General features: G+C 71.0%; 11 protein-coding genes. 7 read left to right on the top strand and 4 right to left on the bottom strand.

Translation table 11 applies throughout. From position 1 onward, the window contains the following. Nucleotides 1-190 precede the first annotated feature (190 nt). The 4 genes from ABT170_RS03430 (at nt 191) to glgB (ending at nt 8,109) form a co-directional block, all read left to right on the top strand. Nucleotides 191-2,227 carry an alpha-1,4-glucan--maltose-1-phosphate maltosyltransferase gene (locus ABT170_RS03430; protein WP_351863722.1) on the top strand — a complete coding sequence of 679 codons (2,037 nt, stop codon included), beginning with the start codon at nt 191-193 and terminating at the stop codon, nt 2,225-2,227. Then, on the top strand, nt 2,224-3,930 hold the full coding sequence (treS, locus tag ABT170_RS03425) for a maltose alpha-D-glucosyltransferase (RefSeq protein ID WP_351863719.1): 1,707 nt from the start codon (nt 2,224-2,226) through the stop codon (nt 3,928-3,930). The genes ABT170_RS03430 and treS overlap by 4 nt, the downstream gene beginning before the upstream one ends. Nucleotides 3,931-4,150: 220 nt before the next feature. Continuing rightward, nucleotides 4,151-5,584, top strand: a complete 1,434-nt coding sequence (locus tag ABT170_RS03420; protein WP_329945961.1) for a maltokinase N-terminal cap-like domain-containing protein — start codon at nt 4,151-4,153, stop codon at nt 5,582-5,584. Between the two features lie 59 nt (nt 5,585-5,643). Beyond that, nucleotides 5,644-8,109, top strand: a complete 2,466-nt coding sequence (gene glgB, locus ABT170_RS03415) for a 1,4-alpha-glucan branching enzyme (protein WP_351863716.1) — start codon at nt 5,644-5,646, stop codon at nt 8,107-8,109. A 176-nt stretch (nt 8,110-8,285) separates the two neighbouring features. Here glgB and trxA read toward each other — a convergent pair whose 3' ends face one another. The 4 genes from trxA to ABT170_RS03395 all read right to left on the bottom strand — a co-directional run bounded on the left by trxA (nt 8,286) and on the right by ABT170_RS03395 (nt 12,019). Further along, nucleotides 8,286-8,642: a thioredoxin gene (trxA, locus tag ABT170_RS03410; protein ID WP_351863713.1), complete on the bottom strand. Its 357-nt coding sequence runs from the start codon at nt 8,640-8,642 to the stop codon at nt 8,286-8,288. A gap of 3 nt (nt 8,643-8,645) precedes the next feature. Further along, nucleotides 8,646-9,050: a MerR family transcriptional regulator gene (locus ABT170_RS03405; protein ID WP_329945964.1), complete on the bottom strand. Its 405-nt coding sequence runs from the start codon at nt 9,048-9,050 to the stop codon at nt 8,646-8,648. 133 nt (nt 9,051-9,183) lie between these two features. Beyond that, nucleotides 9,184-10,458 (bottom strand): peptidase, encoded by a 1,275-nt coding sequence (locus ABT170_RS03400; protein ID WP_351863711.1) that lies wholly within the window; start codon nt 10,456-10,458, stop codon nt 9,184-9,186. Nucleotides 10,459-10,657: 199 nt separating this feature from the next. Then, nucleotides 10,658-12,019, bottom strand: a complete 1,362-nt coding sequence (locus ABT170_RS03395) for a cation:dicarboxylate symporter family transporter (RefSeq protein ID WP_329945966.1) — start codon at nt 12,017-12,019, stop codon at nt 10,658-10,660. A gap of 159 nt (nt 12,020-12,178) precedes the next feature. Between ABT170_RS03395 and ABT170_RS03390 the strand changes: the two genes are divergently transcribed. From ABT170_RS03390 to ABT170_RS03380, 3 genes are all read left to right on the top strand, one after another. Next, entirely contained in the window at nt 12,179-14,053 is a 1,875-nt protein-coding gene (locus ABT170_RS03390) for an ATP-binding protein (RefSeq protein WP_351863709.1), read from the top strand. After that, nucleotides 14,050-14,724 (top strand): response regulator, encoded by a 675-nt coding sequence (locus tag ABT170_RS03385; RefSeq protein WP_329945968.1) that lies wholly within the window; start codon nt 14,050-14,052, stop codon nt 14,722-14,724. The genes ABT170_RS03390 and ABT170_RS03385 overlap by 4 nt, the downstream gene beginning before the upstream one ends. Before the next feature lie 110 nt (nt 14,725-14,834). Further along, nucleotides 14,835-16,196, top strand: coding sequence for an ABC transporter substrate-binding protein (locus tag ABT170_RS03380; protein WP_351863707.1), 1,362 nt, complete (start codon nt 14,835-14,837; stop codon nt 16,194-16,196). Nucleotides 16,197-16,202: the final 6 nt, after the last annotated feature.

Below are 16,202 nucleotides of genomic sequence, written 5' to 3'. Positions count from 1 at the left end.
GTGTGTGAACACCCGCGACCCATCCATTCGAGTGCCATTGGAGTGAACGCGGACAGGAGCCGCCATGCCCACGGCCCGTCACCCGACAGCGGAGCAGCTAAAAAGGACAGATCCCCATCATCGCGACATGCGCGGTCGGTCCGCCGCGTCCGTGCCGCACCCCGTGCACGCCCAGCCCCCAGGTGATTCCATGATCGGTCGAATTCCCGTCCTGGACGTCCGTCCTCGTCTCGACTGCGGCAGACGGCCGGTGAAGGCCGTGGTCGGCGAGACCTTCGAGGTCACCGCCACCGTCTTCCGCGAAGGCCATGACGCGGTCGCCGCCAATGCCGTGCTGCGCGATCCGAACGGACGCACCGGCCCATGGACCCCGATGCGTGAGCTGGCCCCCGGTACGGACCGCTGGGGCGCCGAGGTCACACCCGGCAGCGAGGGGCGCTGGACGTACACGGTCGAGGCCTGGAGCGATCCGGTCACCACCTGGCGCCGGGCCGCCGCGGTCAAGATCCCCGCGGGCATCGACACGGCCCTGGTGCTGGCGGAGGGCGCCGCGCTCTACGAGCGGGCCGCCGCCGGCGTACCGAAACGGGACGGGCGCGAGGCGGTGCTGGCCGCGGCCGACGCGCTGCGCGACACCGGCCGCCCGGCCGCGTCGCGGCTGGCCGCGGCGCTGACCCCGGCGGCGGACGCGGCGCTCGCCCGCCATCCCCTGCGCGAACTGGTCACCCGCTCCCGCCCGCTGCCGGTGACGGTGGAGCGCCGACGGGCCCTGTACGGCTCCTGGTACGAACTGTTCCCGCGCTCCGAGGGCGCCAGGGCGGAGCCGCGCGTGCCCCCGGGCAAGAAGGCCCGGGGCCGGGCGGCCCGGCCCGCCCCCGCCCGCCTGGTGAGCGGCACCTTCCGGACGGCCGCCGAGCGGCTGCCCGCCGTCGCCGCCATGGGCTTCGACGTCGTGTATCTCCCGCCGATCCATCCCATCGGCACCACCCACCGCAAGGGCCGCGACAACTCCCTCTCCCCCGGCGCCGACGACCCCGGGGTGCCCTGGGCGATCGGTTCGGCCGACGGCGGTCACGACGCCGTCCACCCGGAGCTGGGCACGCTGGAGGACTTCGACCACTTCGTCGGAACGGCCCGCACGCTGCGGATGGAGATCGCGCTGGACTTCGCTCTCCAGTGCTCCCCCGACCATCCCTGGGTGAAGGAACACCCCGAGTGGTTCCACCACCGGCCGGACGGCAGCATCGCGTACGCCGAGAATCCGCCCAAGAAGTACCAGGACATCTATCCGATCGCCTTCGACAGGGATCTGCGCGGCCTGGTCGCCGAGACGGTGCGCCTCCTGCGGTTCTGGATGGACCACGGGGTACGGATCTTCCGCGTCGACAATCCGCACACCAAGCCGGTCGTCTTCTGGGAGAAGGTGATCGCCGACATCAACGGCACCGACCCCGATGTGATCTTCCTGGCCGAGGCGTTCACCCGGCCCGCGATGATGCGGACGCTCGGCGCGATCGGGTTCCAGCAGTCCTACACGTACTTCACCTGGCGCAACACCAAACAGGAGCTCACGGAGTACGTCACGGAGCTGGCCGGCGAGAGCGCCTCGTACATGCGGCCCAACTTCTTCGTGAACACGCCGGACATCCTGCCCGGCTATCTCCAGGACGGCGGCCGGCCGGCCTTCGAGGCCCGCGCGGTGCTCGCCGCCACGCTGGCCCCGTCCTGGGGGGTGTACGCGGGCTTCGAGCTGTGCGAGAACACCGCGGCGGGGCCGGGGAGCGAGGAGTACCTGCACTCGGAGAAGTACCAACTCAGGCCGAGGGACTGGGAGTCGGCCGAACGCGAGGGCCGTTCGCTGGCCCCGCTGATCACCTCGCTCAACCGGATCCGGCGCCGCCACCCCGCACTCCAGCAGCTGCGCGACGTGCATTTCCACGACGTCGGCAACGAGGCGCTGATCGCGTACAGCAAGCGCTCCGGCCCGGACATCGTTCTGGTCGTGGTGAACCTCGATCCGCACCACACCCAGGAGGCCACGGTCTCGTTGGACATGCCGAAGCTCTGCCTCGACTGGCACGAGACCGTACCGGTGCGCGATGAGCTCACCGGCGACACCTACCACTGGGGCAGGACCTTCTATGTGCGCCTAGAGCCGGGCATCACGCCCGCGCACATCGTCGTCCTGCGACCGTCCCCGCCGACCGGAGGGTCACCCACACCATGATCGTCAATGAGCCTGTCCACGACACGTTCGAGGACACTCCCGCCAAGGACCGCGATCCCGACTGGTTCAAGCGCGCCGTCTTCTACGAGGTACTCGTCCGGTCCTTCCAGGACTCCAACGGCGACGGCATCGGCGACCTCAAGGGCATCACCGCCAAGCTGGACTATCTCCAGTGGCTGGGCGTCGACTGCCTCTGGCTGCCGCCGTTCTTCAAGTCGCCGCTGCGTGACGGCGGCTACGACGTGTCCGACTACACCGCCGTGCTGCCGGAGTTCGGCGATCTCGCCGACTTCGTGGAGTTCGTGGACGCCGCGCACCAGCGCGGCATGCGCGTGATCATCGACTTCGTCATGAACCACACGAGCGATCAGCACGACTGGTTCCAGCAGTCCCGCAGCGATCCCGACGGCCCGTACGGCGACTACTACGTCTGGGCCGACGACGACAAGCAGTTCCCGGACGCCCGGATCATCTTCGTCGACACCGAGACGTCCAACTGGACCTTCGACCCGGTGCGCAAGCAGTACTACTGGCACCGCTTCTTCTCCCACCAGCCCGATCTCAACTACGAGAACCCGGCGGTGCAGGAGGAGATCATCTCCGCGCTGCGGTTCTGGCTGGACCTCGGCATCGACGGGTTCCGCGTCGACGCCGTGCCCTACCTCTACCAGCGCGAGGGCACCAACTGCGAGAACCTCCCCGAGACCCATGAGTTCCTCAAGCGGGTCCGCAAGGAGATCGACGCCAACTATCCGGACACCGTGCTGCTCGCCGAGGCCAACCAGTGGCCCGAGGACGTCGTCGACTACTTCGGCGACTACCGGGCCGGCGGCGACGAGTGCCACATGGCGTTCCACTTCCCGGTGATGCCGCGGATCTTCATGGCCGTACGACGCGAGAGCCGCTACCCGGTCTCGGAAATCCTGGCGAAGACCCCGGCGATCCCGAAGAACTGCCAGTGGGGCATCTTCCTGCGCAACCACGACGAGCTGACGCTCGAAATGGTCACGGACGAAGAGCGCGACTACATGTACGCGGAGTACGCCAAGGACCCGCGGATGCGCGCCAACATCGGCATCCGGCGGCGGCTCGCTCCCCTCCTGGACAACGACCGCAACCAGATCGAGCTGTTCACCGCTCTGCTGCTGTCGCTGCCCGGATCCCCGATCCTCTACTACGGGGACGAGATCGGGATGGGCGACAACATCTGGCTGGGCGACCGGGACGCGGTCCGGACGCCGATGCAGTGGACACCCGACCGGAACGCCGGGTTCTCCTCCAGCGATCCCGGGCGGCTCTACCTCCCCACGATCATGGACCCGGTCTACGGCTACCAGGTCACCAATGTCGAGGCGTCGATGGCCTCGCCCTCCTCGTTGCTGCACTGGACCCGGCGGATGATCGAGATCCGCAAGCAGAATCCGGCCTTCGGCCTCGGCTCGTACAACGAACTGCCCTCCTCGAACCCGGCGGTGCTGGCGTTCACGCGGGAGTACAAGGACGACCTCGTGCTGTGCGTCCACAACTTCTCGCGCTTCGCCCAGCCCACGGAGCTGGACCTGCGGTCGTTCACCGGGCGTCATCCCGTGGAGCTGATCGGCGGGGTCCGCTTCCCCGCCGTCGGCCAGTGGCCCTACCTGCTGACGCTCGCCGGACACGGCTTCTACTGGTTCCGGCTGCGCAAGGACGCCCCGGCGGCCTGATGCCGCCGCCGCCCCGTGCGCCGCGGTTCTCCACCGACCCGCACGGGGCGCTCTCCCCCGCATCGAGCCCTTCCGGACTCCGCCGGGCCCCTCGGGGCTCATCGGGCCGAGTCCGTACGGACCATCCTGACCCGACACGTCCCGCACAGCCGGACAGCCATTGCCGCAATCCGGGACACTCTTCGCATCCTGTGGCGTGCCGGGGAAAGGACGCGATGCCATGTCGGAGGCTGCATCCGCTCACGTCGCCCTGGCGAGGAGCACGGGGAACAGCGCGACGAAGCACGGTCCGACGCCTGGCGGTCCGGTGGACGGAGCACTGCTTCCGTCCCTCGTCCCCCTGCTCCATGAATGGCTGCCCCGGCAGCGGTGGTTCGCCGGCAAGGGACAGCCGGTCACCGGCTTCTCCCTCGTGTCGGCGACCGAGATACTGCCGGTGGAGGGCACCGGTCCCGGACTGATCCATCTGCTCGTCCAGGTCCAGCAGCCGCCCCCGTCCGCCCATCCCGCCGAGGACTGCTACCAACTCCTGCTCGGCGTAAGGGAGTCACTGCCTCCCCGGCTCGCGTCCGCGCTGATCGGCGGGGTGCACCAGGGGCCGCTGGCCGGGCGCACCGTGTACGACGGACTGCATGACCCGCGCCTGGCCGGCCTGCTGCTGGAACGATTCCGCCGACCCGGTTCCCTCGGTCCCCTCCGCTTCGAGCGGACCGCCCCGGTCCCGGCCGGGCTCGCCCCACGGGTGCTGGACACCGAGCAGTCCAACTCCTCGCTCGTCTACGGCGAGGCGTACATCCTCAAGATCTTCCGGCGGGTCTTCCCCGGCACCAACCCGGACCTCGAACTGCCCCTCGCGCTGACCCGGGAGGGGTGCGGGCGGGTACCGGCCCCGGTCGCGTGGTTCGAGACCGCCGCTCCCGAACCGCTCACCCTGGGGGTGCTCCAGCCCTTTCTGCGCGGCGCCCGGGACGGCTGGCGGCTGGCCCTGACCGCGCTGGCCGAGGGCCGCGACTTCGTCCCCGAGGCGCGGGCGCTGGGCCGGGCCACCGCCGAGGTGCACACCGCGCTCGCCACCGCCCTGCCGACCCCTGCGCTGCAGGGCTCGCAGACCACGCACCTCGTCGCCCGGATGACCCGACGGCTGGAGGCGGCGGCGCAGGCGGTGCCGGACCTCGTGCCGTACGTCCCCGGGCTGCGCACCTCGTTCGACGCCGTCACGGCCCTCGGGCACCAGGGCCGTGACTGGGCCGCCCAGCGGATCCACGGCGATCTGCACCTCGGCCAGACGCTCCGCGCCGACGACGGGTTCTGGTCACTGATCGACTTCGAGGGGGAGCCGTCCCGCCCCCTCCCGGAGCGCCGCCGCCCTCAGCCACCGGTACGCGATGTCGCGGGCATGCTCCGTTCCTTCGACTACGCGGCCCGCTCGCACCACCCGTGGAACGCGGAGTGGGCGGCCCGCTGCCGCGCCGCGTACTGCGAGGGCTACGCGGAGGCCTCGGGCGCCGACCCGCGCAGCGAACCGGAACTGCTGCGCGCCCATGAGACCGACAAGGCGGTGTACGAGGTGCTGTACGAGGCCCGGCACCGCCCCGACTGGCTGCCGGTCCCGATGGCCGCCATCCACCGTCTGGCCACGGCTCCCATCGCCTGAACCGCCCTGCCCCCCTCCACGCCCCTGGTTCCCGACACCCTCCGAGGAGGCAGTCCCCCGTGACCGCCCGCAAGCCGTCCCGCAAGCCGTCCCGTTCGCGCAAGCCCGCCGAGGCGGTCGAGGCCGTCGCCGAGGCCGTCGTCGAGTTCGTCCAGGCCGAGGTCACCGAGGCCGTCCAGGCCGTCGAGTTCGCCGAGGCCGTCCAGACCGTCGACGCCTTCGAGGTCGCGCCCGTTCAGCAGCCCGCGCCCACCGGGATCACCACTCCGGCCGCCGCACCCGCACCCCCCGCCGCCCCGCCCCGGCCCCGGCGCGCCGGGGGCGGCGCGGGTGTCCGGCCGGCCCCGCCCCTGGACGGCGGGGAACGGGCCCGGCTGCTGGCCGGCGAGCACCACGCGCCGCACGATCTGCTCGGAGCGCATCTGACCCGGAGCGGGGTGGTCCTGCGGGTGCTGCGGCCGTTCGCCCGCTCGGTCACGGTGCTCGGCAAGGGCCTGCGGGCCGAACTGCACGAGGACGGGGACGGCTTCTTCTCCGGAATCCTGCCGATGCCCTCGGTACCCGAGTACCGGCTCCACGTGGCCTACGAGGACAACGAGACCGAGACGCAGGACCCGTACCGCTTCCTGCCCGCGCTCGGTGATCTCGATCTGCATCTGATCGGCGAGGGGCGGCACGAGGAGCTGTGGACGGCGCTCGGCGCCCGGCCCATGGAGCACCAGAGAGTCGCGGGGACGCGGTTCACCCTGTGGGCCCCGAACGCTCGCGGGGTGCGGGTCAGCGGCGACTTCAACTACTGGGACGGCACCGGCTTCCCGATGCGTTCGCTCGGATCCACGGGGGTGTGGGAGCTGTTCGTGCCCGCTGTCGGCGAGGGCGCCCTGTACAAGTTCGACATCTGCCGCCCCGACGGCTCGCACACCCTGCGGGCCGACCCGATGGCCCGGCACACCGAGGTGCCGCCCGCCAACGCCTCGGTGGTCACGGCCTCGCACCACGAGTGGCAGGACGCCGAGTGGATGGCACACCGGGGGGACCGCCCGGTGCACGAGGCGCCGTTCTCGGTCTACGAGGTGCATCTCCCGTCCTGGCGACCGGGCCTGACCTATCGTCAACTCGCCGACCAGCTGCCTTCGTACGTCAGGGACCTGGGCTTCACGCATGTGGAGCTGATGCCGGTCTCCGAGCACCCCTTCGGCGGCTCCTGGGGCTACCAGGTCACGGGGTTCTTCGCGCCGACCTCGCGCATGGGGACGCCGGACGACTTCCGGTTCCTGGTGGACGCGCTGCACGGGGCGGGCGTCGGCGTGATCGCCGACTGGGTGCCCGCGCACTTCCCGCGCGACGACTGGGCGCTGGCGGAGTTCGACGGGCGCCCGCTGTACGAGCACTCGGACCCCTCGCGGGCCGCACACCCGGACTGGGGGACCCTGGAGTTCGACTTCGGCCGCAAGGAGGTGCGTAACTTCCTCGTCTCCAACGCCACTTACTGGTGCGAGGAGTTCCACATCGACGGGCTGCGGGTGGACGCCGTCGCCTCGATGCTCTATCTCGACTACTCCCGCGAGGACGGCGAGTGGTCGCCGAACGAGCACGGCGGCCGGGAGAATCTGGACGCCGTCGCCTTCCTCCAGGAGATGAACGCGACCGTGTACCGGCGCAACCCCGGGGTCGTCACCATCGCCGAGGAGTCCACCGCCTGGGACGGTGTCACCCGTGCCACGCACCATGCGGGCCCCGGCGGCTTCGGCGGTCTCGGCTTCGGGCTGAAGTGGAACATGGGCTGGATGCACGACTCGCTCGGCTATGTGGAGAAGGAGCCGGTGCACCGCAAGTACCACCACGGCGAGATGACGTTCTCCATGGTGTACGCGTACAGCGAGAACTACGTCCTGCCGATCTCGCACGACGAGGTGGTGCACGGAAAGCGTTCGCTGGTCAGCAAGATGCCCGGCGACTGGTGGCAGCAGCGGGCCAACCACCGGGCCTACCTGGGCTTCATGTGGGCGCACCCGGGCAAGCAACTCCTCTTCATGGGACAGGAGTTCGCCCAGGGAGCCGAATGGTCCGAGGGGCACGGCCCGGACTGGTGGCTGCTCGACCCGTCCTACGGTGCGTCGGCCGACCACCGTGGCGTACGCACCCTGGTCGGCGATCTGAACGCGGTCTACGGGGCGCTGCCCGCCCTCTGGCAGTGCGACACGGTGCCGGAGGGCTTCAGCTGGGTGGACGGGGGCGCGTCCGAGGACAATGTGTTCGCCTTCCTGCGGTACGACGCGGACGGCTCCCCGCTGCTCGCGGTCTCCCACTTCTCCCCCGTCGTACGGCACGGCTACCGCCTCGGCGTCCCCGAGGCGCCGGAGGCCTGGGTGGAGGTGCTGAACACGGACGCGGTCCGCTACGGCGGTGGCGGGGTGCGCAACGAGGAACCGGTGCGGCCGGAGTCGGTGGCCGCGCACGGCAGGCGGGCGAGCGTCACGGTGACGCTGCCGCCGCTGGCGACGGTGTGGTTCCGCCCCGCCTGACACCGGCCCGCCGCAGACACGGGGCGACAGCGCCCTGCCCGCCCGTACGGCGGACCGGCCCCCGCTCCCCGAGCCGCCGGACGACCTCGACGGCCTGCCCGACGGCGCCGCCCACCGCGACTGCTCCTCCGGGAGCAGCCGCGGTGGCTGCTACCGGGGGGGGAGTCGGTACGGTGTCAGGCCGGCCGGACCCGGAGCTCGAACACGTCCTCCAGCTCCTGGAGCAGGCGCCGCTTCGGGCGGGCGCCGACCATCGACTTCACCGGTTCGCCCGCGCGGAACACCATCAGGGTCGGCATCGACAGGACCCCGTACCGTGTGGCGGTGCCCGGGTTGTGGTCGACGTCGAGCTGGACGACCTTGAGGCGGTCGGCGTTCTCCTGGGCGATCTGGTTCAGGACCGGGGCGATCTGGCGGCAGGGGCCGCACCAGTCGGCGGTGAACTGCACCAGGACGGGGCGGTCCCTGGCCGCCAGCACCTCTTGGTCGAAGGTCTCATCGGTGACCTCGGCGACATCTTCCGCATGGATCATCTGTCATCCTCCCAGTTCACAACGTGGTTCCGGACCGCCGGGCCGTTCGGCGGACGCTTCGAGCTCCGCCCGTGCGAGCTGTGCGCCGACTTCGCGGCGGACCGTCCGCAACTGCCCGATCAGCGCGTCGAGTTCGTCGAGCTTGCGCCGGTAGACGGCGAGCGAGGCGGGGCAGGCGTCACCGGCCGGGTGCCCGGCGCGCAGGCACTCGACGAAGGGGCGGGTCTCCTCCAGATCGAACCCGAAGTCCTGAAGGGTCCGGATCTGCCGGAGCATCCGCAGATCGCTCTCGTCGTAGGTGCGGTAGCCGTTTCCCGCACGCCGCGCGCGGAGCAGTCCGCGTGACTCGTAGTAGCGCAGAGTCCGTGTCGTCGTCCCGGCCCGCTCGGCCAGCTCACCGATTCGCATGGCATGACCGTAATCCTTGACGCCGACGTCAAGGCAAGCGCCGAATCCACTCACTCTCCGTGAGCATGCGGGTGGCCGGTACGGAAGTGGTTCCCGTACCGGCCACGCCGTGTCCCCGCAGCCGGGGCCCGTCCTACCTCTGTGCCGCCGAGCGCCTGCGCATCGCGTAGAGGATTCCTCCGCCGGCGGCCAGCGCCGCTGCCGCCGCGCCGATCACCGGCCCGGTGGAGGTGGCGCCGGTCGCCGCCAGGCCGCCGCCCGCCGTCGTCTGCGAGCCGGTGGTGCCGGTGGTGGAGCCGCCGGTGGTGCCGGTGGAGCCGCCGGTGGACGGGGAACCGGACGAGCCGCCGGTGCTGCCGGTGGAGCCGCCGCCGGTCGCGGAGCCGGACGAGCCGCCGGTGGACGCGGAGCCGCCCGTACCGCCCGTACCGGCGTTGATCACGATCTCGGCCGAGTCATTGGCAGGGTTCTTGTCGAAGGGCCGGGCCTTCCCGGTGAACTTCACCTTGCCCACCGCGTTGTCCACGGCCTTGTCGATCCGGAGCACGAAGGAGTAGGTCTCGCCGGTGTTCTCGTCGACCCAGGACTGCGACGTCCCGCACCGGTAGTGCGATGTGGTCACCTTGTGGCAGAAGCCGTCCGGCTTCACCACCGACGTCCCGGCAGGTATCCGGATGTCGACGGTCGCGGCCCCCTGGCCCTGTTCGAGGTAGACCCAGGCCGGACCCTTGTTGATGAACTTCACGGCGGCCGTGACCTTGTCGCCCACCTTGCCGCTGAGCTTCGCGCCGGTCAGCGCGTAGTCGGCGGTGTTGTCGGAGGTGACGTCGGTCATGGCGTACCGCTCGGGGTGCTTCTCGCGGTCGGCCTCATCGGCCGGGCCCTTCTCCACCAGCTTCAGCGGGGCGCCCGTGCCCGGTACGGGGTCGGATTCCCCGTCGCCGGAGGGGCTCGGCTCGGTGCCGCTCACCGTCATGTAGACGTCGTCGTACATCGCGCTGTCCAGTGCCTTGAGCCCGATGGGCCGCTCGGGAACGTAGAGGACACCCGGTTTCAGCGGCTGGTCGATCGCGCAGACCGCGTAGTGCGAGTCCGGTCTCTCGTCGTGGGAGTAGGCGGTCGCGTACTCGCAGTTGGAGTACGAGTCGGCGGCGCGGAGGCCCGGCGACACGGCGTAGGAGACCCAGACCTTCGCCACTTCCTCGGTCCCCTTGTTCAGCACCGAGAACGGCATGCCGAAGCCGCCGCCGGGCTCGGCTCCGGTGATCCTGGCGAGATTCCCGATCCCGAGGTGGGGCTCCTCCTCGTCGGCGAGCGCCGGTGTGGCACCCAGCCCGGTCAGGGCGACGGCGGCCAGGGCACCGACTCCCCCGCGCAGGACGCGACGGCTGGTGCGGGTCTGGTTCATATGGGGTCCCCTTGTGCGACACGTGGACGGATCTCGTTGCTGTATGGAAGACCGCTGCCCTCCCCCGGGGGTTGTACCGCTGTTCACCGACGGACCGGGGCGGCCGGACCGCTGACGGTCCGGCCGCCCCGGTCCGGGTGCGTCGGTGCTGGTGTCCCGGTGCCCGCGCGTCGGTGCTGGTGCGTCGGCGTTCCGGGCGTCAGACCTTCGACGGCAGTGTGCCTTCCCCGCGCGGCGCCGGGATGTCCGCCGTCTCCGCCGGGGCGTGGTCGTCGACGAGCGTCCTCTCGTCGAACGGGACCCGTCCGGCGAGGACCTGCTCGACCCGGTCCTTGTCGATCTCCTTGGTCCAGGTGCCGACCAGGACCGTGGCGACCGCGTTGCCCGCGAAGTTCGTCAGGGCGCGGGCCTCGCTCATGAAGCGGTCGATACCGACGATCAGACCGACGCCGTCGACCAGCTCGGGGCGGTGCGACTGGAGACCGCCCGCGAGGGTGGCGAGACCGGCGCCCGTGACGCCCGCCGCACCCTTCGAGGCGATCACCATGAAGACGAGGAGCGAGATCTGCTCGCTCGCGCTCAGCGGGTCGCCCATCGCGTTGGCGATGAACAGGGAGGACATCGTGAGGTAGATCGCGGTGCCGTCGAGGTTGAAGGAGTAGCCGGTCGGCACCGTGATGCCGACGACGGGCTTGCTGACGCCCAGGTGCTCCATCTTCGCGATCAGCCGGGGAAGCGCCGACTCGGAGGACGAGGTGGACAGGATCAGCAGGAACTCGCGCCCGAGGTACTTCAGCAGCGAGACCAGGTTGACCCCGGCGACCAGCCGCAGGATCGTGCCGAGCACCACGAAGACGAACAGCGCGCAGGTGATGTAGAAGCCGATCATGATGATCGCGAGGGACTTGAGCGCGTCCAGACCGGTCTCGCCCACCACCGCCGCCATGGCACCGAAGGCACCGACCGGCGCCGCCCACATGATCATGGCGAGGATGCGGAAGACGAGGCGCTGGATGTGGCCGATGCCGCGCAGGACCGGTTCACCGGCCGGCCCCATGGCCTGGAGCGCGAAGCCCGCGAGGAGCGCGATCAGCAGCGTCTGGAGCACTTCGCCCGCGGTGAAGGCGGAGACCATGGTGGTCGGGATGATGCCGAGCAGGAAGTCGACGGTCGACTCGCTCGCGCCCGCCGCCTGCTTCTCGCCCGCCGCGCGGGCCGCCTCGGTGAGGTGGAGGCCCGAACCGGGCTCCAGCACATTGCCGACGATCAGGCCGATCGCGAGAGCGACCGTCGACATGACCAGGAAGTATCCGAGTGCGAGCCCTCCGACGGCACCGACCTTGGCGGCCTTGCGGACCGAACCGACGCCCAGCACGATCGTGCAGAAGATGATCGGCGAGATCATCATCTTGATCAGGTTCACGAAGCCGGTCCCGATCGGCTTCAGCTCCACGGCGACCCCGGGGGCCACGAAGCCGACGAGAATGCCGAGCACCACGGCACCGATCACGGCGATGTACAGATAATGGGTTCGGTCCCGCTGTGCGGCTGACACTGCCACGGGGGCCCTCCTCGGCTCGGTCGTGGGCGCACCCCGTCCCTGGGGGCTCCGGTGACTATCCACCTCCCTGTGACCCCGGTCACCCTTGCGTTCATATCGTTCACAGCTGCTTTCCGGCCACCCGATGAGCGGCCCGCCGGGGCAGGCAGACTGGGTGCCATGCGCCTCCCCCGTACCCGCCCCCGCAGCCTGGCCGGCCAGCTCTTCGCCATGCAGGTCGTGCTGGTGGCCGCCGTGGTCGCCGGATGCGCGGTCTTCGCGTACGTCTCCGGCAGCGCGCAGGCCGAGGAGACCGCCGCCCGGCAGGTGCGGGCGGTGGCATTGGCGGTGGCCGGTTCTCCCTCCGTACGGGAGGCCATCCGCACCCCGGATCCGTCCGCAGCACTCCAGCCGTACGCGGAACAGGTGCGCGAGGAGACCGGGATCGCCTTCGTCACGATCATGGACCCGAGGGGAGTGCGCTGGACGCACCCGGACTCCCGGCTGATCGGCGACACCTTCCTGGGCCACACCGAACAGGCGCTGCGCGGCGAGACGTTCACGGAGACGTACACCGGCACGCTCGGTCCTTCGATCCGGGTGGTGACCCCGGTCCGGGACGGCGGCGGGATCACCGGTCTGGTCAGCGCGGGCATCACGGTGGAGCGGGTCTCCACCCAGGTACGGGACCAGCTGGGCGCACTGGGGCTCGCGGCGGGCGGGGCGCTGGCGCTCGGCGGGCTGGGCACCTATGTGATCAACGCCCGGCTGCGGCGGCACACCCACGGCATGAACGCCACCGAACTGAGCCGGCTCCACGACTACCACCAGGCCACGCTGCACGCGGTGCGTGAGGGGCTGCTGATGCTGGACGGGCGGCGCCGGATCGCGCTGATCAACGACGCGGGCCGGGAGCTGCTGGGTCTCGGGCCGGGCGCGGTCGGACGGACGGTCGCCGAACTGGCGCTGCCGGCCCCGCTGACCGGGGCGCTCCTGGCCGCCGAACCACGTGTCGACGAACTCCATCTCACGGCGGACCGGGTGATCGTGGTCAACACCCGTCCGGTGGTGGGCGGGGAGCAGCGCGGCACGGTGGTGACGCTGCGGGACCACACCGAGTTGCAGGCGCTGTCGGGCGAGCTGGACTCGGAGCGCGGTTTCACCCGGGCGCTGCGTTCCCAGGCGCACGAGGCGGCGAACCGGCTGCACACGGTGGTGTCGCTGATCGAGCTGGGCCGGGTGGAGGAGGCGGTGGGCTTCGCGACGGCGGAGCTGGAGCTGGCACAGGAACTGACCGACCGGGTCGTGGGCGCCGTCGCGGAACCGGTGCTGGCCGCGCTGCTCCTGGGCAAGGCCTCGCAGGCGCACGAGCGGGGGGTGGAGCTGGTGCTGGCGGACGACAGTCTGATCGACGACGGGGCGCTGCCGGACCGCCCGGCGCAGCGCGATCTGGTGACGATCCTGGGCAATCTGATCGACAACGCGGTGGACGCGGCCTCGGAGGCGGCGAGCGGAGGACCGGAGAGACACCCGGCCCCGGACGACGACGCGGGACGGGCGCACGGTGCCGAAGGGGAGCAGGGTGCGGAACGGGGAGCCGGTACGGAACGGAGAGCCGGTACAGAACCGGAAGCCGGTTCCGGGCTGAGGGCCGGTGCCGACCCGGACGCCGGTACGGAACCGGAAGCCGGTCAGGTCCCCGTGCCCGCCCGGACTCCCGCTCCGGTGCCCGCCCCGCGGGCCTCCTCGCGCGCCCGGGTCACCGTGACCGCCCGCGCCGTCGACGGTCTGCTCCTGCTGCGCGTGGCCGACACCGGGGCGGGCATCGGCCCGGACGACGCGGCCGAGGTGTTCCGGCGGGGCTGGTCGACGCGCGGCGCCGGGCGCGGGCTCGGGCTGGCACTGGTGCGGCAGGCCGCGCACCGCAACGGCGGCACGGTCGAGCTGGACCGGGGGCCGGACGGCGGGGCGCGGTTCACGGTGCGGCTGCCGCTCGGTGGCCGTACGCCGAGCCCCGGCGGGACCGTACGTGAGGCGAAGGAGGTCGGCCCATGATCCGGGTACTGGTGGTGGAGGACGACCCGGTGGCCGCCGACGCCCATCAGATGTACGTGGAGCGGGTCCCGGGTTTCGCGGTGGCGGCGGTGGCCCACACCCGGGCGGAGGCGGTGCGCGCGCTGGAGCGTACGCCGGTGGATCTGCTGTTGCTGGATCTGTATCTGCCCGACGGGCACGGGCTCCAGCTGCTGCGGGCCCTGCGGGCGGCCGGTCATGGCGCCGATGTGATCGCCGTGACGTCGGCGCGTGATCTCGCGGTGGTGCGCGAGGGCGTGTCGCTCGGGGTGGTGCAGTACGTGCTGAAGCCGTTCACGTACCCCACCCTGCGCGACCGGCTGGTGCGGTACGCGGAGTTCCGCGCGGCGGCGGGGGAGGCGAGCGGGCAGGAAGAGGTGGACCGGGCACTGGGGGCGCTGCGCGTCGCGCATCCGGTCGCGCTGCCCAAGGGCCTGAGCGGTCCGACGCTGGAGGCGGTGACCCGGGTGCTGCGGGCGGCCCCGGACGGGGTGACGGCCGCCGCCGCCGGGGAGGAGCTGGGGATCTCACGGATCACCGCGCGCCGTTACCTGGAGCATCTGGTGACGGTGGGCAGCGCCGCACGGCGCCCGCACTACGGTCAGGTGGGGCGCCCGGAACTGCACTACCGGTGGCTGGCGCAGGAGCGCTGACCACACGGGCCCCGGGGCACAACAAGCGCTTGCCGCACGGGCATTGACCTCTTCGACGGGCCGGACCTACGGTCACGGTCAGCCCTCGTGGCCATGAGGAGGTCGTGCCCGTGCGCCCCACCGCCCCACTGATCCTCGCCGCCGCAGCCACCGTGCTCGCCGCCGGTTCGCTCACCGCCTGCTCCTCCGGATCCGGCAGTGACCCGGACACCGTGAAGGTCGCGTACAACCGCTCGACGGACAACAAGATCCGCTTCAAGGACGAGCACTTCCAGTCCGTGAAGGAGCAGTTCGAGAAGGAACACCCCGGCAAGAAGGTCGAGTTGCTGCCGATCCAGGCACCGGACAACGACTACGCCACCAAGGCGCAGCAGATGATGCGCTCGCCGAGGACGGCCCCGGACCTGGTCTACGAGGACACGTTCCGGATCAGCTCCGACATCGAGGCCGGGTATCTGCGACCGCTGGATTCCTATCTGGCGAAGTGGGACAGCTGGGACCGGTTCGTGGACACGGCGAAGGCGGCGGCGAAGGCGGCGGACGGCCGGACGTACGGCGTCCCCGACGGCACCGACACCCGTGGCCTCTGGTTCAACAAGGAGATCTTCGCGAGGGCGGGGCTGCCGGCCGACTGGCAGCCGAAGAACTGGGACGAGGTCCTGGACGCGGCACGCACCGTGAGGAAGAAGGTCCCCGGCGTCATCCCGCTGAACGTGTACACGGGCAAGGGGCCGGGTGAGGCGGCGGTGATGCAGGGCTTCGAGATGCTGCTGTACGGGACGGGCGCGGACCCCCTCTACGACACGACGGCCAAGAAGTGGGTGGCGGGCGGCCAGGGCTTCAAGGACGCGCTCGCCTTCGTCGAGACGGTGTACGGGGAGAAGCTCGGCCCTGACCCCTCGGACGCCCTGGACCCGAACATCGGCACCAAGGTGGCCACCGAGTGGTTCCCCGAGGGGAAGCTCGCGATCTCGCTGGACGGCTCCTGGATGGGTCAGAACTGGATCAACGGCGGGCCGAGGGCGTGGCCCGAGTGGGAGACGGCGCTCGGGCAGGCCCCGATGCCGACGCAGCACGGCCGGGCACCCGGGAAGGTGTCGATGTCCGGCGGCTGGGCCTGGGCCATCCCGCAGAAGGCGAAGAACCCCGACCTGGCCTGGGAGTTCGTCAAGACGCTGCAGACGGCCGAGAACGCGGTCAGGTGGGATGTGGTGGGTGCGCAGATCGCCGTCCGGGAGGACGTGGCCCGGGACCCGGAGTATCTGAAGTCCATGCCGGGCATCACGTTCTTCACCGCGCTGGTCGGCCACAGCCACTACCGTCCGGCGCTGCCCGTCTATCCGCAGGTGTCGACGGCGATCGGCGAGGCGATGGAGAAGGTGACGACGGGGGACGGCTCTCCCGAGTCGGCGGCGAGGGAGTACGACGAGCAGTTGAGGACGATCGTCGGCGACGCGGTCGTCGGCGGGTGACCGGGA

This window comes from Streptomyces sp. NPDC001787 (assembly GCF_040297465.1).
GTDB lineage: Bacteria > Actinomycetota > Actinomycetes > Streptomycetales > Streptomycetaceae > Streptomyces.
The sequence above is the reverse complement of the archived record's forward strand: the minus strand, read 5'-3'. Positions and strand labels throughout refer to the sequence as shown.